Source organism: Streptomyces sp. NPDC030296 (assembly GCF_055572815.1).
The window spans coordinates 619,412-637,368 of the sequence record NZ_JBVICQ010000004.1 but is presented as its reverse complement, the minus strand read 5'-3'; the positions used below and the strand labels follow the sequence as shown (position 1 = coordinate 637,368).

16 protein-coding genes and 1 riboswitch are annotated in these 17,957 nt (G+C 71.5%); of the genes, 3 read left to right on the top strand and 13 right to left on the bottom strand.

Annotated elements, in window-relative coordinates; genetic code table 11:
• Positions 1–7: 7 nt before the first annotated feature.
• The 6 genes from ACZ4Z3_RS14755 to ACZ4Z3_RS14730 form a co-directional block, all read right to left on the bottom strand.
• Positions 8–565: a GAF domain-containing protein gene (locus tag ACZ4Z3_RS14755; protein WP_468501299.1), complete on the bottom strand. Its 558-nt coding sequence runs from the start codon at positions 563–565 to the stop codon at positions 8–10.
• A complete protein-coding gene (locus tag ACZ4Z3_RS14750; protein WP_468501298.1) occupies positions 562–1,161 on the bottom strand; it encodes a GTP-binding protein in 600 nt (199 codons plus the stop codon). Before ACZ4Z3_RS14750 ends, ACZ4Z3_RS14755 begins: the two co-directional genes overlap by 4 nt.
• Positions 1,139–1,510, bottom strand: a complete 372-nt coding sequence (locus ACZ4Z3_RS14745) for a DUF742 domain-containing protein (protein WP_107461818.1) — start codon at positions 1,508–1,510, stop codon at positions 1,139–1,141. The genes ACZ4Z3_RS14750 and ACZ4Z3_RS14745 overlap by 23 nt, the downstream gene beginning before the upstream one ends.
• 2 nt (positions 1,511–1,512) lie before the next feature.
• Positions 1,513–1,944 (bottom strand): roadblock/LC7 domain-containing protein, encoded by a 432-nt coding sequence (locus ACZ4Z3_RS14740; RefSeq protein ID WP_468501297.1) that lies wholly within the window; start codon positions 1,942–1,944, stop codon positions 1,513–1,515.
• A 104-nt stretch (positions 1,945–2,048) separates the two neighbouring features.
• Positions 2,049–4,280: a sensor histidine kinase gene (locus tag ACZ4Z3_RS14735; protein WP_468501296.1), complete on the bottom strand. Its 2,232-nt coding sequence runs from the start codon at positions 4,278–4,280 to the stop codon at positions 2,049–2,051.
• Between the two features lie 443 nt (positions 4,281–4,723).
• A complete protein-coding gene (locus ACZ4Z3_RS14730) occupies positions 4,724–5,893 on the bottom strand; it encodes an MBL fold metallo-hydrolase (RefSeq protein WP_468501295.1) in 1,170 nt (389 codons plus the stop codon).
• Positions 5,894–6,118: 225 nt separating this feature from the next.
• Here ACZ4Z3_RS14730 and ACZ4Z3_RS14725 point away from each other — a divergent pair, with 225 nt between their 5' ends.
• Both ACZ4Z3_RS14725 and ACZ4Z3_RS14720 read left to right on the top strand, forming a co-directional pair.
• Positions 6,119–7,303 carry a Glu/Leu/Phe/Val dehydrogenase dimerization domain-containing protein gene (locus ACZ4Z3_RS14725; protein WP_468501294.1) on the top strand — a complete coding sequence of 395 codons (1,185 nt, stop codon included), beginning with the start codon at positions 6,119–6,121 and terminating at the stop codon, positions 7,301–7,303.
• 20 nt (positions 7,304–7,323) lie between these two features.
• The gene (locus ACZ4Z3_RS14720; RefSeq protein ID WP_468501293.1) at positions 7,324–7,932 is read left to right on the top strand and encodes a TetR/AcrR family transcriptional regulator; all 609 of its coding nucleotides are present in this window, start codon (positions 7,324–7,326) and stop codon (positions 7,930–7,932) included.
• Positions 7,933–8,136: 204 nt separating this feature from the next.
• Here the strand turns inward: ACZ4Z3_RS14720 and ACZ4Z3_RS14715 are convergent, their stop codons facing one another.
• The 3 genes from ACZ4Z3_RS14715 to ACZ4Z3_RS14705 all read right to left on the bottom strand — a co-directional run bounded on the left by ACZ4Z3_RS14715 (position 8,137) and on the right by ACZ4Z3_RS14705 (position 12,639).
• Complete coding sequence (locus tag ACZ4Z3_RS14715) at positions 8,137–8,922, bottom strand: SGNH/GDSL hydrolase family protein (RefSeq protein ID WP_468501448.1); 786 nt, start codon at positions 8,920–8,922, stop codon at positions 8,137–8,139.
• 243 nt (positions 8,923–9,165) lie between these two features.
• On the bottom strand, positions 9,166–10,101 hold the full coding sequence (locus ACZ4Z3_RS14710; RefSeq protein ID WP_468501292.1) for a M23 family metallopeptidase: 936 nt from the start codon (positions 10,099–10,101) through the stop codon (positions 9,166–9,168).
• Positions 10,102–10,105: 4 nt separating this feature from the next.
• Positions 10,106–10,264, bottom strand: a riboswitch (cyclic di-AMP (ydaO/yuaA leader).
• 302 nt (positions 10,265–10,566) lie between these two features.
• A complete protein-coding gene (locus ACZ4Z3_RS14705) occupies positions 10,567–12,639 on the bottom strand; it encodes an alpha-galactosidase (RefSeq protein WP_468501447.1) in 2,073 nt (690 codons plus the stop codon).
• 216 nt (positions 12,640–12,855) lie between these two features.
• Between ACZ4Z3_RS14705 and ACZ4Z3_RS14700 the strand changes: the two genes are divergently transcribed.
• Positions 12,856–13,653 carry a tyrosine-protein phosphatase gene (locus ACZ4Z3_RS14700; protein WP_468501291.1) on the top strand — a complete coding sequence of 266 codons (798 nt, stop codon included), beginning with the start codon at positions 12,856–12,858 and terminating at the stop codon, positions 13,651–13,653.
• Positions 13,654–13,727: 74 nt separating this feature from the next.
• Here ACZ4Z3_RS14700 and ACZ4Z3_RS14695 read toward each other — a convergent pair whose 3' ends face one another.
• The 4 genes from ACZ4Z3_RS14695 to dxs form a co-directional block, all read right to left on the bottom strand.
• On the bottom strand, positions 13,728–13,850 hold the full coding sequence (locus ACZ4Z3_RS14695; protein ID WP_055537625.1) for a DUF6126 family protein: 123 nt from the start codon (positions 13,848–13,850) through the stop codon (positions 13,728–13,730).
• Entirely contained in the window at positions 13,843–14,478 is a 636-nt protein-coding gene (locus ACZ4Z3_RS14690; RefSeq protein ID WP_468501290.1) for a helix-turn-helix domain-containing protein, read from the bottom strand. Before ACZ4Z3_RS14690 ends, ACZ4Z3_RS14695 begins: the two co-directional genes overlap by 8 nt.
• A 98-nt stretch (positions 14,479–14,576) precedes the next feature.
• Positions 14,577–15,986, bottom strand: coding sequence for an aspartate aminotransferase family protein (locus tag ACZ4Z3_RS14685; protein WP_468501289.1), 1,410 nt, complete (start codon positions 15,984–15,986; stop codon positions 14,577–14,579).
• Positions 15,983–17,938, bottom strand: coding sequence for a 1-deoxy-D-xylulose-5-phosphate synthase (dxs, locus tag ACZ4Z3_RS14680; protein WP_468501288.1), 1,956 nt, complete (start codon positions 17,936–17,938; stop codon positions 15,983–15,985). Before dxs ends, ACZ4Z3_RS14685 begins: the two co-directional genes overlap by 4 nt.
• Positions 17,939–17,957: the final 19 nt, after the last annotated feature.

Genomic DNA, 17,957 nt, shown 5'->3' with positions numbered 1-17,957 from the left:
CGCGTCCTCAGGGCAGCGCCTCCCGCCCCTCGATCCGCCCGGCCAGTTCCGCCGCCATCACCTTGATGGTGTCCAGGCCGCCCCTGCCCCACGGCCGGGGCTGTACGTCGAGGACGCAGACCGTGCCGAGGGCGAGGCCCGTGCGATCGATGAGCGGGGCGCCGAGGTAGGAACGGATGCCGTGGTCGTCGACGATCGGGTTGCCTGCGAATCTCGGGTAGTCGGCGACGTTCTCCAGGACGAGCGCCTTGCGGCGGACCACCACATGGGGGCAGAAGCCGTGGTCACGGGCCAGGTGGCGGACCGTTCCGAGCGCGGGGGCCTCACCGGTGGCCTTCGCCGGGGCGTGCAGGCCCGCGAAGAACTGACGGTTCTCGTCGATGAAGTTGACCATCGCGTACGGCACGGAGGCGATCTCGGCGAGCCGGTCCGCGAAGGCGTCGAAGGCGGGCTCCGGGTGCTCGCCGAGCCCCAGCAGCCGCAGCCGCCGTACACGCTCGGGGGCGTCCCGGTCCTCGGGGGTGAGCAGCAGCCGGCCGACGGGACGGGGCGGGTCGTACGTCACGTGTGGGCCCCACGGCTCGGGAGTTCGGCCGGGGTGTGCGCGAGGAGGTGCCGCACCAGGGTGAGCAGGGTCTGCACGCCCGAGCTGGAGATCCGGGCGTCGCAGCAGACGACCGGGATCTCCGGGTCGAGGTCGAGCGCCGCGCGCACTTCCTCGGGGTCGTAGCGGTAGGACCCGTCGAACTCGTTGACGGCGACGATGAATGCGAGGCCGCGTTGTTCGAAGAAGTCCACGGCGGCGAAGCAGTCCTCCAGGCGCCGGGTGTCGGCGAGGATGACCGCGCCGAGGGCGCCTTCGGAGAGTTCGTCCCACATGAACCAGAAGCGCTGCTGTCCGGGTGTGCCGAACAGATAGAGCACATGCCGTGGATCGAGGGTGATGCGGCCGAAGTCCATGGCCACGGTCGTCTCGACCTTGTTCTCGATGCCCTCGAGGCTGTCGGTCGCCGCGCTCACTGTGGTGAGCAGTTCCTCCGTGCTCAGCGGCGCGATCTCGCTCACCGCGCCGACGAAGGTCGTCTTGCCTACCCCGAACCCTCCCGCCACCAGGATTTTGAGTGCGGTGGGGAAGGGGTCAGAGCTGTCGTCGTAGTCCATCGAGCACTGCCTCCAGAAGAGACCGGTCTGTCGGGTTGTGGTGGAAGGCCGGGGGCTTCGTGGTGAGAGCCCCGCAGTCGACCAGGTCGGACAGCAGCACCTTGGTGACCGCCGCCGGCAGCTTGAGGTGGGCGGCGACCTCGGCGACCGAGACGGGTGCCCGGCACAGGTCGAGGGCCTGTGCGTGTTCGGGGCCGAGATAGCCGAGGGGGGTCGCCCCGGTGGCCATCACCTGTGAGAGGAGATCGAGCGCGGTGGTCGGCCGGGTCCGGCCGTTGATGACGGTGTAGGGCCGCACGAGGCGCCCGGCGGCGTCGTCGTACAGGGGCCCGTCGCCGGACGCGGCCACGTTCAAGGCCTCATCGCCGAGGGTTCGACGGCCTGGCGGGGCTGGGTGACCAGATACGGGCGGACGCTCTTGACCAGCATCGCCATCTCGTAGCCGAGGACCGCCGCGTCGGCCTCGCGGCCGGCGAGCACGGCGAGGCAGGTGCCGGAGCCAGCGGTGGAGACGAACAGCAGGGTCGAGTCGAGTTCGACGACGACTTGGCGGACGTCGCCGCCGTCGCCGAAGCGGATGCCCGCACTGCGTCCGAGGGAGTAGAGGCCGGAGGCCAGGGCGGCCATGTGGTCGGCGCTGTCCGGGTCGAGGCCGTGGACCGACTTCACGAGCCCGTCGCAGGACAGCAGCACCGCGCTCGTGGTGTGCGGTACGCGCTGCACGAGTCCGCTCATCAGCCAGTCGAGATCGGATACATGGCCGGTCGGCGCATCGCTCGCCATGGTGGATCGACTCCTTGGGGTCCGAAGGTCTGCGGGAGCGGAGGGGGTGGGCACTGCGGAGGGGACGGGGGAGGGGACGGCGGTGGGGGCGTGCAGTGGGGTGTTCATCCGGCCGGTGTGCTCCCGTCTTGCCGGGTCGTCAGGTCGTGTACCGCGTCGAGGGCCGACGGCGGTACGGCTATGGGGGCGGCACCGCGGGTGGGGCCGCTCGGCGGCTGGGTCGCGTCCTTGTGCGGCGCCTCCATGGGGGCCAGCTCCATGTGGAGGGCGTCGGTGCGGCCGGTGCCGAGGTGGGGCATCCCGTCCGCTCGGCCGCCGGGATACGACGTCTCGTCCCCGCGGTCCCTGTCCCGGCGTACGGTCTCGCCGCCGGTGACGGTGCGCGGGGGCGTCAGGTCGAGGGAGGCCGTGCCCAGCATGGCGGCGTCCCAGTCGGAGCTCTCCATCTGGCGGGCCTCGGCGAGGCCGATGCCGCGCTGGAACGCGGCCATCAGCCCGGGGTCGTGGCCGACGTAGTGCTCGGGCTCCTGGCGGGACGTCGCCAGGGGGCCGCCGCGCAGCTGGGGCACGATGTGCTGCTGTGCGCGGCGCCGGGGCAGCTGGGGCTTGCCCATGGTGCCGCGGACGGTACCTCCGACGCGCGGGGTGGGGGGCGAGCCGGTGTTGTCGGCCATGGTGCGCCGGTCCTCGGGGCGGATCCCGGGGACGGCCTCGGACGGATTGGGCCGGTCCTCGCGCGCGCCGCGCACCGGCAGCGGGGTGATCCCCCCGGCCCGGCCTCCGCCCTGCTGGCCGCGGCTGCGTCCGGTGCCCTGGTTCTGCCCGCCGCCGCGGCCCGTCTGATGGCCCTGCTGACTGCTGCCGCGGCCCGGCCCCTGCTGTCGGGGCACGGAGGGACGGGTGGGGCCCGATGCGGCGGGGCCGGGGTCGGGGCGCCCGGACTGCGTCGGCCGGACGGACGGGGTGGTGGGGAACTGCTGGGCGGGGGCGGACCCGTCCGCCGGTCCGGGCGCGGCCGGCCCCGGCCCGGAGGGGTGCTGGGCGTGGCGGGGGCCGGCGGACGGTCGCCGGACGCCGGTGGGCTGCCGGGTCTGTGCCTGGGGCCGCGGTACGTCGTCGGGGGCGGGCTGGTCGGTGCCGAGCAGGCCCTGGGGGACGACGAAGGCGGCTTGGACGCCGCCGTAGATGTTGCTCTGGAGGCGGACCTGGATGCCGTGGCGGCGGGCGAGCTGGGAGACGACGAAGAGGCCGATGCGGCCGTCCTGGAGCAGGCTCGCGACGTTCACCTGGTCGGGGTCGGCGAGCAGGGCGTTCATCTTGTTCTGCTCGGTGACGGGCATGCCGAGGCCCCGGTCCTCCACCTCGACGGCGAGTCCGGAGGTGACGAGGTTGGCGCGGAGCAGGACCTGGGTGTGGGGGGCGGAGAACACCGTGGCGTTCTCGACGAGTTCGGCCAGCAGGTGGATGACGTCGGCGACGGCGTGGCCGCGCACGGTGCCCTCGACGGGGGGTACCAGCTTGACCCGTGAGTACTGCTCGACCTCGGCGATCGCGGAGCGCAGCACCTCGGTCATGGGGACGGGGTTGCTCCACTGGCGGCGGGAGACGGCGCCGCCGAGGACGGCGAGGTTCTCGGCGTGGCGGCGGATGCGGGTGGCGAGGTGGTCGACGTGGAAGAGGCCCTTGAGCAGGTCGGGGTCCTCGATCTCGTTCTCCAGGTCGTCGAGGATGGAGATCTCGCGCTGCACCAGCGACTGCAGCCGCCGGGCGAGGTTCACGAAGACCTCCAGCTTCTGCTCGCTGCCCGCGTGACTGGAGAGCTGGGAGGCCTGGACCACGGCGGTGACGGCGCTGTCGTGGGCGCGGGTCAGTTCGGCGGTGAGGAGTCCGAAGTCGTCGGCGTCCGGGCCGGTCCTGGGGCGCGGGCCGCGTGCGGGCGGCTGCTCGCCGCGCCGGAGCGCCTCGACGAGGGCTCGCAGGTCCTCCTCCCCTTTGGCGCTCGACTCGCGCAGGGCGCCGAGGCGTTCGCGTACGGTCCTGGCGGTGCGACCGGCGGCCACGGCGGCGATCAGGACGGCGGCGAGGGCGACCGCGGCGGTGCCCGCGAGCACCGCCCACAGGGTGGGGCCGGGACGGTGTGCTCCGGCGCGGACGGTGAAGAGCACGGCGGCACAGGCGCTGAGGGCCACCGCGGTGGGGGGCAGGACCGCCAGACGCAGCAGCTGTGGCCGTATGTGGATCTCGGGCAACGCGGGGACGGCACGGGTGGCCGATCGCCCGTGCCGCCCGCCCTCACGGCGGTCTGCGCGTGCGGCCGGTGCGCGAAGGTGAGACATCAGCGTCCTCGTACTGGTCCGTCTGGGTGTGGGGGGTGCCGCGTCTGGGCGACTTGGGCGTGCGCCATCGCGTGCCGGTCGGGAGAGTCGAAGAATTCGGCACTGCGTCGACTGACGGCAACTCACAGTAGTCGCCAACGCGTCATGTGCGGTGCGCAGTTGACAAAGAGCCCCGCAAAGCGCGCGGCTCTGGTATGAGGCTTCGCACGACAGACCGACCTTTCTTCGGACGGGTGTTCTTGTCGCTTTCTTTGTGCGACACCATTTCGATCAGAGCTGGCCGGAACAGTCGTCAAAAGGCGGCGAGGGCCGCGGAGCAATGCGCTCCGCGGCCCTCGCCGTCAATCGAAAAAATCACCCTGCCGGGAGAATTCCTGAGGGGTTGACGATGTCGGTCGCCGCTTTCCGAAGGGTCGACTTCCGAAGGGCCGACTTCCGAAGGGTCAGCTCTCGGCGACCAGATCGAGCTGTTCCCCGACGGGCGGCCAGGCGGTCCAGCCCTCGGCCGGCCGGCGGGCGACGGACCGCCACCACGGGTCGGCCGGCGGGGTGTTCCGCGGCTCGAACGGCTCGCCCGGCCGCGGCGTGGCCAGGGTGACCCCCGCCTCGTGCGCGGCCCACAGCGAGCGCTCGCCGGGCTCCGCCCAGGAGTGCATCGCCAGGTTGAACGTCGCCCAGTGGATCGGCAGCAGCACACCGCCGGTTCCGCCGCCCTGGAGGTCCAGGTGCGTCTGCAGCCCTTCCTCGGGCGTCATGTGGATGTCGGGCCAGAACTCGCTGTACGCGCCGATCTGGATCATGGTGATGTCGAACGGGCCGTGCTCGGCGCCGATGTCCTCGAAGCCCTGGAAGTAGCCGGTGTCGCCGCTGTGGTAGATCCGGTGCTCGTCACCGGCGACGACCCAGGACGCCCACAGCGTCTGCTGGGCGTTGCGCAGGCCGCGGCCGCAGAAGTGCCGGGCGGGGGTGGCGGTCAGGGTGAGGCCGCCCACCTTCGTCGCCTCGTTCCAGTCCAGCTCGCGGATACGGCCCTCGGAGACACCCCAGTGCTCCAGATGGGCGCCGACGCCGAGGGGGACCGCGAAGACCGTGTCCGTGCCGGCCAGCGCCTTGATCGTGGGCATGTCGAGATGGTCGTAGTGGTCGTGCGAGATGACGACGACGTCGACCGGGCCGAGGGCGGCCAGGGGCAGCGGCGCCGGGTGGAGCCGCTTGGGTCCGGCGAAGGCGAAGGGGGAGCAGCGCTCACCCCAGACGGGGTCGAAGAGCACCCGGTGTCCGTCGATCTCGGCGAGCACGCTGGAGTGGCCCATCCATGTGGTGCGCAGACCGCTCGCCGGGGGTCTGGCCAGGTCGGCGAGGGTCGTGGAGTGCACGGGGATCAGGCCGGCGGGGGCCCGGCGGACCCGCTCGTCCTTGCGGAGGTACCCCTTGGCCATCTCCAGGGCGACACCGCGCGAGGGTCCGATGCGGGCACCCTCGGGGTTCACGAACGCGCCGTTCGCGAAGTGCGGGGAGCGGCGGATCCGCTCCAGCCTGGCGCCGGTCGGAACCGCACCGAAGGCGGCTGGCTGGACACGCAGCCCCGAGCTCTGCGAACGGGAACCGGACACGGCACCTCCTGGTGAATTCGCTGAGGCATTCCATTATGGTCCGCCCCGCTGACAGCACCGCGCCCGATCCGGGGGGCACGGTGACATACTGACCAACGGTTCAGTAGTGCCATCTGTTCCCCGGCTGGTGCGGACCCGGCGCCTGCTTCCTACAACCCGATCCGCCCGCCATCCGTTCCCGCCCGCCACCGCCACTCGCACTCCGGCCGTCTTCCAGGAGCCCGTATGTCCGCCCCCTACCTCTCCCTGACCTGGACCGATCACGTCACGGGCCGCCGCGGGTTCCTCGTGGTGGACCGGCTGGTGCGCGGGGTGGCCAGCGGTGGACTGCGGATGCGGCCGGGCTGCTCCCTCGACGAGGTCGCCGGGCTGGCCCGCGGCATGACCATGAAGGAGGCGCTGCACTACGACCCCGAGGGCCGTTACGTCCCGCTCGGCGGCGCCAAGGGCGGCATCGACTGCGATCCCCGGGACCCGGAGGCGTACGGCGTCCTGGTGCGCTATCTGCGGGCGACGCGCCCGTACATCGAGGCGTTCTGGACGACCGGCGAGGACCTGGGGCTCTCCCAGGACCTGGTGGACCGGGCCGCCGCGGAGGCGGGTCTCGTCTCGACCGTCCAGGCCGTCTATCCCCTGCTGGACGACGAGCGGGCCGCCCGGCAGCGGCTGGCGGACGCGTTCGCCGTCGAGGTGGACGGGATCGGGCTCGACGAGCTGGTGGGCGGCTGCGGGGTCGCCGAGTCCGTCCTGACGGCCCTGGACAGGACCCGCACGCCGTACGCCGGGACGCGGGTCGCCGTGCAGGGCCTGGGCACCATGGGCGGCGCCACCGCCCGCTTCCTCGCCCGGGCGGGCCTCACGATCGTCGCCGTGGCCGACATCAAGGGCACCGTCGAGAACCCCGCCGGCCTGGACGTCGAGGCCCTGCTCGCCGCCCGCGACGCCCATGGCGCGGTCGACCGCGCCGCGCTGCGCCCGGAGGACCGGGAGACCTCCCCGGACGCCTGGCTGGCCGTCGACGCCGACGTGCTGGTCCCCGCGGCCGTCTCGTACGCCATCGACCCGGCCAACCAGGGGCGGATCACCGCCCGTCTGATCGTCGAGGCGGCCAACATGCCGGTCATCCCCGAGGCCGAGGCCCTGCTCACGGCCCGCGGGGTGACGGTCCTCCCCGACGTGGTCGTCAACTCCGCCACGAACGCCTGGTGGTGGTGGACCCTGTTCGGCGACATCGCCCCGGACGCGCGCAGCTCCTTCGACCACACCCGCCGCTCCATGCGCGCCCTGGTGGACCTGATGCTGTCCCGCGCCGAGCGTGACGGCACGACTCCCCGGGCGGCCGCACACGCGCTGGCCGCCGACCGCCTCCCGGTCATCGAGGCACGCTATGGGCGCCATCGCCCGATCTGACCCGTAGGTAAGGTTGCCGTGTGGGCAGGGTCAGGTTGAGCGTGGCCGAGCGGCGCGAGGAACTGCTGCGGGCGGCCATCGAGCAGATCGAGGCGCGGGGCGTGGCGGCGGTACGGATCGCCGACGTGGCCGCGTCCCTCGGTGTGAGCAACGCCTTGGTGCTCTACCACTTCTCGACCAAGGAGAAGCTGGTCGCCGAGGCCTTCCGCTACGCCGCCGAGGGCGACCTCGCCCGCCTCCGCAAGCTGATCGCCCGCCGGACGACGGCGCTGCGCCGCCTCCGGGCGGCCGTCCGCTGGTACGCCCCCACCGGCCAGGCCAAGGGCTGGCGCCTGTGGATCGAGGGCTGGGCGGTCTCCCTCCGCGACCCCGCCCTCCGCGAGGTCACCCGTGCCCTGGACCTCCAGTGGAAGGCCGCGCTCACCGGCCTCATCGAGGAGGGCGCGGCCGCCGGCGAGTTCCACTGCCCCGACCCGCAGGCATCGGCTCTCCGCCTCACCGCCCTCCTGGACGGCCTGGCCGTACAACTCACGGCCTACGACGGAGCGGTCTCCCGCACAAAGGCCCAACAGTGGGCGGACGAGACCCTGGCCCGCGAACTCAACCTGCCGGAAACACCGCCAACCTGAACTTCGCCGCGGTACGACCACGGCGGGCCGGCCACCCACGCACCGAAGGGGCGGTGCCGGTGCGTCAGGCCCGTCGCCCACAGCGGCCCAGAGAACCCGCCCCTACTCACCCCCGAGCAGTAGGGCACCGAGCGACGGGCTGACGCGCCGGCACGGCCCGCCCCACGCCGAACCGAACGCGCGAGCGGCCGAACGGCAACTGGTTCAGGCCACGGACGCGATCCGCGTCTTGATGTCGTCGGGCGACAACGCCCCCTTCGCCGACACATGGTCCCCGGACGACTCCCCGCGCAGCCGCCGTCCGATCCACGGCACGAGGTACTCCCGCGCCCAGTGGATGTTGTCCCGCCGCACCTCGAACGTCCCCCGCGGCGGCAGCGGCGGCCACGGCTGCTCGGGGTCCGCCGGCACCTCGAGGCCGAGCACCTGCCCGGCCCGCAGCGCGACCCGCGTGTGCCCCTCGGGCGACAGGTGCAACCGGTCGTCGTCCCAGGCCCGCCGGTCCTGCACGGTCTTCAGTGACCACAGGTCGAGCACGGGACAGCCGTACCGGTCGGCGATGGCCCGCACATGCCCGTTGTACGTCGCGATCTTCCCCCGCAGGTGCCGGAGCACCGGCACGTTCCGCGTGTCGAAGCCGGTGGTCACCATCACCGTGCCGACCGCCGAGGTGAGCCGGGCCACCGCCCGCTCGAACCGCTCGGCGACCTCGTCGGGGTCGGTGCCGGGACGGATGATGTCGTTGCCGCCCGCGCAGAAGGACATGAGGTCAGGCGCGAGTTCGAGAGCCCGCGGCACCTGGTCCTCGACGATCTGGTCGAGCAGCTTCCCCCGTACCGCGAGATTGGTGTATCTGAAGTCGCCCTCGGGCACCCGGTCCGCGAGGAGCACCGCGAACCGGTCCGCCCAACCGACGAACGCCCCGTCGGGGCCGGGGTCGCCGACGCCCTCGGTGAAGCTGTCCCCCACCGCCACGTACGACCCGATCACTGATCTGCTGTTCTTCGAATCGTCTGCCACATCGGGTCATGATTCACCTTCGGATGTGACCTACGCGACCGTAATAAGGGGTTGACGGGCGGTGAGATAGACCACGCTTCACGATCCGATCAACCCGGGAATACGCCAGGTCCAGGCAGCCGCCGCACAGACCGGTCCCGAGCACGCCGAAGGCCGGACCCCGGGGATCGGGGTCCGGCCTTCGACCGCACTCGACCAGCCATCAGCGGCACGTCAGACGGTGACGCCCTTCGACCGGAGGTAGGCCAGCGGGTCGATGTCCGAGCCGTAGTCGGCGGTCGTGCGCATCTCGAAGTGCAGATGCGGGCCGGTGACGTTGCCGGTCGCGCCCGACAGCCCTATCTGCTGGCCGACGGTCACGGACTGGCCCGCGGAGACGCCGATCGAGGAGAGGTGGGCGTACTGGGCGTAGTAGCCGTCGGCGAGCTTGATGACGACCTGGTTGCCGTACGCGCCGCCCCAGCCGGCGGAGACGACGGTGCCCGCGCCCACGGCCTTGAGGCTCGTGCCGGTCGGGGCCACGAAGTCGACACCGGTGTGGTAGCCGCTGGACCACATGCTGCCGGCGGTCTTGTACGCCGTGCCGATGGTCGCGCCCTCGATGGGCAGGGTGAAGCCGGAGTTGTTCGACGGGGCGGCCTGACCCGCGGACGTGTCGGCCGCCTCCTTCGTCGCGGACGCGGAGGTCTTCGACGCCTCGGAGGGCTTGGACGACTGCGTCGACGGAGCCTTCGTCGACGACTGCGACAGCCCGGCCTTCACGGCCTTGCCGCCGATGGTGAGCTTCAGACCGGGGTGGATGAGCGAGGGGTCGGAGCCGATCACGGAACGGTTGTCCGAGTAGAGCCGCTTCCAACCGCCCCGGACGTCCTGCTCGTCCGCGATCTTCGCGAGGTAGTCGCCGGCCTTCACCGTGTAGGTCTTCGTCGCCTTCTTCTTGGCGGCGACCTGTTCGACGGCACCCTTCTCGGGGGTGGCCGCGATCGTCTTCTCGGAAGCCCCGGAGACGGCGGCCGTGGGGGTCGCGGCGTGGGCGCCGGCGGCGCCCATCAGGGGCAGCGCGAGCGCGGCGCCACCGGTTCCGGCGGCGGCGATGGAGCGGGTGAGACGCTGGGACTTGGGACGGCGGTGCTTACCCTTCGCGGGCATGGCGAATTCCTCTCCGGCGCCTGCGAGGTGAGCTGTCGGGTGCGGACTGGAGATGTCCGGCCGGGCTTGTGCCCGGCTTTACCCCTAGCCGTTCCGGAGACCGGAACAGGCGGTACTACCTGTGGGTCCCCCGCTCCTGCCGTGGATCGGGTCGGTACGCGGCTCCGGTCGGCGGCAGGATTGGGCGTCCGTCCGGATCGAGGGTGAACGTAAGCGACTTGTCCCCACAGAGACAACCATCGGGATTTCCTGTGCGTCTTCCTACGTGATCCATACAACGAATCCCGATTACGCTCCGTAAACAGGCCCCGGACACCCCTTTCCAACGGCCCTGGAAATACATGAAAATTACGTGGACATGGCGGCGACCGTGCGTCACGGATATGACGCTGCTCACGCGCCTACGCCTCAGTAGTCTTTATTCCAGGGCCAGTTGGATTAACGGTTCGATTTCGGACAGAACGCTCACATACGACGCAGACGGACAACCTTCGCATCGAAGTCGCCATGCAGCCCCGTCCGCAGGCCGTGATGCAACAGCACCGCCCCTCGGTGCAGTTCGCCCGTTTCGCGGCATTCATAGGTTGCCGCGGAATCGAGGCCGCGCAGCCGGAGCGGCGGGAGCGGCTCGCCGTAGTGCTGGGCCTGGAGGCAGGCGAGGACGACCACCTCGTCGCCGTGGACGTACTGCACGGCGCTCAGCCCTCCGCTCGGCGGGCGCAGCCGGTAGAGGTCACCGCGCTGCACCGCGGGCTTGATCTCCTTGTACAGCTCCACCCACTCCCGCGCCTCGGCCAGTTCCTCGTCGCTCCACCGCGTGAGGTCGCCGCCGACGCCGAGCACGCCCGCCATGGCACTGACGAAGCGGAACCGCAGGGAGCTGACCCGGCCGTTGAGCTGGTTGTTCGGGCTGTCGGTGACCCAGGCGGCCATGACCCGCGCAGGGTGGATGTGGGTGAACCCGTGCTGGATGGCGAGCCGGTCCAGCGGGTCGGTGTTGTCGGAGGTCCACACCTGGTCGGTCCGCGACATGACCCCGAGGTCGATCCGGCCGCCGCCGCCCGAACACGACTCGAAGGCGACGCCGGGGTGCGCGGCCCGCAGCCGGTCCAGCAGGGCGTAGTAGGCGTGCACGTGCTCGACCCACAGCTTCTGCGGGTACTCCTCACCGGGCCAGCCGGCGTCCGTGAAGCAGCGGTTGAAGTCCCACTTCACATAGTCGATCGGGGCGCTGGAGAGCAGGGTGTCCAGCTTCTCCCACAGGTACTCCTGGACGTCCGGCCGCGCGAGGTTGAGCACCAGTTGATTGCGGAGCTCTGTCCGCTTTCGTCCCGGTTGGAACTGTGCCCAGTCGGGGTGCGCCCGGTACAACTCGCTGTCCGGGTTGACCATCTCGGGCTCCACCCAGATGCCGAACTGCATGCCGAGGGCGTGCACCTGGTCGGCGAGCGGCTTCAGCCCCTCGGGGAAGCGGTCCGGGTTGGGCGTCCAGTCGCCGAGTCCGGCCCGGTCGCTGGTGCGCGCCCCGAACCAGCCGTCGTCGACCACGAACAGCTCGACCCCGATGGCCGCCGCCCGCTCGGCGAGCGCCCGCTGCTGCTCCTCCGAGATGTCGAACTCGGTGGCCTCCCAGGAGTTGAACAGCACCGGACGGTCCCGGTCGGCGTCCGGGATGACGTACGCCCGCTGGTAGGCGTGCCAGGCGCGGCTCGCCCCGCCGTGGCCGCCGTCGGACCACAGTCCGGCGAAGACGGGAGTGGTGAACGTCTCGCCCGCCTCCAGTCGCAGCAGGCCCGACTCGTCGTACCCGGCACCGCCGGTGATCTGCACCCGCGCGTCCGGGAGCTGGGCCACGGCGATCCGCCAGGAGCCCGACCAGCCGAGGGCGCAGCCGTAGACCTCGCCGTGCTCCTCGGTGGCATCGGTGTCGAGGGCGACCCAGGGCAGGTGCTGGTGTCCGGTGTGCCCGCGGCGGCTGCCGATGACCTTCTCGCCGTAGGTCAGCTCGCCGCGCACCAGCCGGGACTCGGCCGCCCACCGGCCGTGCAGCTGGGACAGGCGCCAGCTCTCCTCACGGCGGGGCAGCGTCCAGGTCGCCGAGTCGGCCCGCAGTAGTTCCACGGTGGTCCCCTCGTTGGCGAGGGTCACCCAGCGCTCCACGACGTCGTCGCGCATCCGGTAGTGGAGCGTGATCCGCAGACCGTCGTCGAGGAAGCGCAGGCGCAGCTCGTCACCGTCCGCCTCGTACTCCTGGAAGGTCCACTCGGTGCCGCGCCGCTCCTCGGTGCGGACCGAGAGGGCGGGGCGGGTGAAGCGGGGGCCGCCCTCGACGGGGTACTCCTCGTGGCCGTCGACCGGAGCTTCGAAAGGCCAGTAGGGCAGCTCCTGGCGGGCGGCCAGCTCCTCGGCGTCGGCGAGGGAGATCCTCGGGCCCCAGTGGAGGTGCAGCAGCTCGTCGTTCTCGGTGAGCCGCAGGGCGTAGCTGCTCCGGGGGCCCGTGAGAAGCCAGGTCCGGCCGTCCGTGGCGATGTCCAACATCATGGCCTCACAAATTCGAACAGGTGCGATCGTGCCTCAACATCATGGCAGGTCGTCGCGGGAGCGCCCCGCCGCCTGTGGACAACGGAGGCCGACGCCGGGCGCCTGTGGACAACTCATTGCGTCAGGCACCCATGTCGTATCGTCGAGGGGCGCCTCGATGCCGAGCGCGTGCCGTCGACGACCGGCGCCGACGGCCGGATGGGAGGAGCCCCCGTGACGCAGCAGATCCCGTCGACCGAACCCGAGTTGGCCGGGGTGCGCAATTTCCGCGATGTGGGCGGCCTGCCGACCGTGGACGGCCGCCGGGTGCGTCATGGAGTGCTGTTCCGCAGCGGGCATCTCGCGCACGCCACCGACGACGACGCCGCGTTCCTGAGCTCCCTCGGCCTGCACACGATCTTCGACTTCCGCAATGCGGCCGATCAGAAGCTGGAGGGCCCGGACGTCGAGCTGCCCGGCGTACGGAACGTGAATCTGCCGCTGTCCGACCCGGCGGACGGCGCCGAGTTCTGGAAGATGGTCCGCGACGGCGATGTGGACCAGCTGCGCGCGCTGCTGGACGACGGCAAGGCGGCGGGCCGGATGATCGCCTCCTACCGCACGATCATCAAGCACCGCACGGCCGAGCACTCCCGTGTGCTGCACGCGCTGGCGGAGGACAGCGTGCCGGCGCTGATGCACTGCGCGGCCGGCAAGGACCGCGCGGGCCTCTCCATAGCGATCACGCTCCTCGCCCTCGGCGTGGAGCGCGAGGCCATCGTGGCCGACTACCTGGAGTCGAACGCCAAGCACCGCCGCTACAAGGTGCGCCGCAGCAGCAGCTCCCCGAGCGCCTACTCCCCGGAGATCATGGAGCTGCTGAGCCCCCTGTTCGACGCCCGCGCCGAGTACCTCCAGGCGGCCTTCGACACGGTCGAGGAGACCTGGGGCGACGTGGACACCTACCTGGAGCAGGGCCTGAAGCTGAGCCCCGCGAGCCGGGAGCTGCTGCGCGAGCGCCTGCTCGACTAGTCTCGTCACCGCACGGCGCCCGCCTCGGCACGGCACGGCGCGCCCACCTCGCACACCGCACGGCCCCACCCAGGTCACTGCTTGGCGCCCACCTCGAACAGCAGATAGATGAAGGCCGCGAAGAGGTGGCCGACGGCGATGTAGATGATGAGCCGCACCCACAGGGCGCGGGGGAACTTCTCTTCCATGTCAGCCATGGGTGGTCTCCGGGGTGGTCGGCCCGAGGCACAGCGCGGTGGTCGGGCTCTGCAGCAGGGTGTGGACGAACAGCAGGTCGGCGCCGTCGGGATCGGCGGCGGCGATGCGGTGCGGGGTCAGCGAGTCGAAGTGCGCGCTGTCCCCGGGCCCGAGCAGGTGCGCGGTGTCCCCGAGGCGCAGCCGCAGGCGTCCCTTCAGGACGTACAGCCACTCCTCGCCGGGGTGCACGCGCACGATGTCGCCCTGGGAGCCGTACGGCACATGGACGCGCAGCGCCTGCATCCCGCGTCCGGGGGCGCCCGCCTGCCAGTACGTCCAGCCGCCGGCCCGGGTGGGCTCCATGTCACCGGCACGCAGGACGGCGTCCCGTTCGGGGACCGTCTCGCCGAGCAGTTCGGAGACGGTCGTACCGTAGACGCGGGCCAGCGCGAGCAGCATCGGCAGCGAGGGCTGGCGCTGCCCCGTCTCCAGCCGGGAGAGGTGCGCCGGTGACAGCCCGGCGGCCCGGGCCGCCGCCTCCAGCGTGAGGGAGGCCCGGCGGCGCAGGGCACGCAGCTGCGGGGCGACGACGGGCAGGTCCGCGTCCGCCGCGGGCTCGGGAGGGTCCGTACCCTCGGAAGGGCTCATGCCCCCATTCAGCCCCAGCCTTGCCTGTGGGGCAAATTTCTTGCCTCAGAGGCAAAGTGGCCGCCGGTGGCCTGCGGGCATTCCGCTCGGATCGTGGCCTACCGGTTGGCCACCGCCTGCTGCACCAGGGTCCTGCCGAAGTCCCACATCAGCCCGCCGCCGCTGTGCGCGTCGTCCATCACCTCGGTGAAGGCCGCGACGAACCGGTCCACCTCCCGTTCCCCGATGATCAGCGGCGGGATCAGCTTGATCACCTCCAGATGGTCGCCGGAGACCTGAGTGAGGATGCGGTGCCGTTGCAGCAGCGGCACGACGACCATCTGCGCGAACAGTCCCTTGCGCGCCGCCTGGAGCATCGTCCACCGGCTGCGCAGCTTCAGCGACCTGGGTCTGCCGAACTCGACGCCGATCATCAGCCCCCGTCCGCGCACCTCGCTGAGCAGCTCGTACTTGTCGACCAGCGCGGCCAGCCGGCTCTTGAGCAGCTCTCCCGTGGCGCGGGCGTTCGCCACGATCTCCTCGTTCTCCATCACCGACAGCACGGCGAGTCCGGCGGCCATGGCCTGGGCGTTGGAGCCGAAGCTCGCCGAGTGCACGAGGACGCGGTCCATCGACGAGTAGACCTTCTTGAAGATCCACTCCTTGCCGACGGTCGCGCCGACCGGTACGTAGCCGCCGGAGAGCGCCTTGGCGACGCACACCAGGTCCGGCTCCACGCCCTCCTCGTGCTGGTAGGCGTAGAAGTCCCCGGTCCGCCCGAGCCCGGTCTGCACCTCGTCGAGGATGAGCAGCGCCTTGTGCCCGTGCAGGAGCTCCTGGGCGGCGCGCAGATAGCCGGGCGGCGCCTCGTGCACCCCCTTGCCCTGAATGGGTTCCACGATCAGGGCGGCGACATCGCCCTTCCTCAGCTCCCTCGCCAGTGCGTCGAGATCACCGAGCGGTACGGCGGTGTCGGGCAGCAGCGGGGCGAAGCCGTCCCGGAAGCCGTTCTCCCCGTTGACGGAGAGGGAGCCGGTGGTGAGCCCGTGGAAGGCGTGGTCGCAGTAGAGGACGCGGGGGCGGCCGGTGGCGTAGCGGGCGAACTTCAGCGCGGTCTCGACGGCCTCCGTACCACTGTTGCCGAAGAACACCCGGTCCAGGTGCGGGCTGTGGGCGAGCAGTCGTTCGGCGAGCAGTCCGGGCAGGGGCTGGCAGTCGAAGCGGGTGAGGTCGGCGAGCCGCGCGTCCAGGACGTCGTGCAGCGCCTTGCGGACGACGGGGTGGTGGCGGCCGAGGCCCATCACGCCGAACCCGGCGAGCATGTCCAGGTGGTCCTGCCCGTCGGCGTCCCAGAAGTACGCGCCCTCGGCCCGCTCGTAGACCTTGTCGAAGCCGATGGTGTGCAGCATGCGCGGGAGTTGGTGGTTCAGGTACCGGGCGTGGAGTTCGTAGCGCTCGGCGCCGCGCTCGGCGAGCAGTCTGCCGAGGTCGAACTCCCCGTTCCCGGCGGCGGGTTCCGCGGTGGTCATTGCGGTGTCTCCTTGACGGCCTCGGCCTCAGTCTCGATCGGATCCCCCTGCGTGCGCGCCCCCTTCTCGATCGCGTCCTTCCCCGCCAGGCACGCGCTGATCCGTCCGGCGATGTCGACCGGTGTCAGGCCGATGTCCGCCAGCACCTCGCCCCGCTTGGCGTGCGCCAGGAACTGCTCGGGGATGCCGAACCGCCGTACGGGTACGTCCACCTCGGCGTCCCCCAGGGCCAGGGCGACCGCCGAACCCACCCCGGCCGCCCGGCTGTTGTCCTCCACGACCGCCACCAGCCGGTGCTCGTCGGCGAGCCACGGCAGCGCCGGGTCCACGGGCTTGACCCAGCGGGGGTCGACGACGGTGCAGCCGATGCCGCGCGCCTCCAGCAGTTCGGCGGCCTGGAGGCACACCCCCGCCATGACGCCGACGGCCACCAGCAACACCTCCGGGTCCGCGGGGGCCGGGGCGCGGTGCAGGACGTCCATGCCGCCGACCCGTTCCAGGGACGGGATCTCGGGCCCGACCGACTCCTTCGGGAACCGGATCAGGGTCGGCGCGTCGTCCACGGCGACCGCCTCCCGCAGCTGCGCCCGCAGTTGTTCGGCGTCGCGCGGCGCGGCGATCCGCAGCCCCGGCACGACCTGGAGGACGGACATGTCCCACATGCCGTTGTGCGAGGCTCCGTCGACGCCCGTGACCCCGGCCCGGTCCAGGACGAACGTCACCCCGCACCGGTGCAGGGCCACATCCATCAGCAGCTGGTCGAAGGCCCGGTTGAGGAAGGTGGCGTAGACGGCGACGACGGGATGGAGACCGCCGGTGGCGAGGCCGGCCGCCGACACCGCCGCGTGCTGCTCGGCGATCCCCACGTCCCAGACCCGGTCGGGGAACTTCTCCGCGAACCTGCCGAGGCCCACCGGGTGCAGCATGGCGGCCGTGATGGCGACGACGTCCTCCCGTTCGTCGGCGATCCGGACGATCTCGTCGCCGAAGACCGACGTCCAGGACGGTCCACCGGGGGGACCGAGCGGCTCGCAGGTGAGCGGGTCCATCACGCCGACCGTGTGGAAGTGGTCCTCCTCGTCGGCGAGGGCCGGCTCGTAGCCCCGGCCCTTCTGGGTCAGGCAGTGGACGAGGACGGGTCCGTGGAACCGTTTGGCCCGGCGCAGCGCCGACTCGACGGCCTGGACGTCGTGCCCGTCGATCGGTCCGACGTACTTCAGGCCCAGGTCCTCGAACATGCCCTGGGGCGCGAACGCGTCCTTGAAACCCTTCTTCGCCCCGTGCAGCGCCTCGTAGACCTGGTGGCCGACGAACGGGGTGCGCAGCAGGACGTCCTTGCCCCAGGCGAGGAACTGCTCGTAGCCGTCGGTGGTCCGCAGGGTCGCGAGGTGGTTGGCCAGGCCCCCTATGGTCGGCGAGTAGGAGCGCTCGTTGTCGTTGACGACGATGATCAGCGGCCGGTCCTTGGCGGCCGCGATGTTGTTGAGCGCCTCCCAGGCCATGCCGCCGGTGAGCGCGCCGTCGCCGATGACGGCGACGACGTGGCCCCGCTCCCCCTGCACCTGGCGGGCCTTGGCGAGGCCGTCGGCCCAGCCGAGGGCGGTGGAGGCGTGGCTGTTCTCGATGACGTCGTGCTCGGACTCCTCCCGCGAGGGGTAGCCGGACAGGCCGCCCTTGCCGCGCAGCTCGGAGAAGTCCTGACGTCCTGTCAGCAGTTTGTGGACGTAGCTCTGGTGACCGGTGTCCCACAGGATCCGGTCCGTGGGTGACTCGAAGACCCGGTGGAGCGCGATGGTCAGCTCCACCACCCCCAGGTTGGGCCCCAGGTGACCGCCGGTCCTGGCGACCGCGTGCACCAGGAACTCCCGGATCTCCTCGGCCAGTGCACCGAGTTCCGCCTCGGTCAGCGCCTTCACATCGCGCGGTTGCCGGATGTTCTCCAGAATCGTCACGTCGGGCCCCCTCTCGATC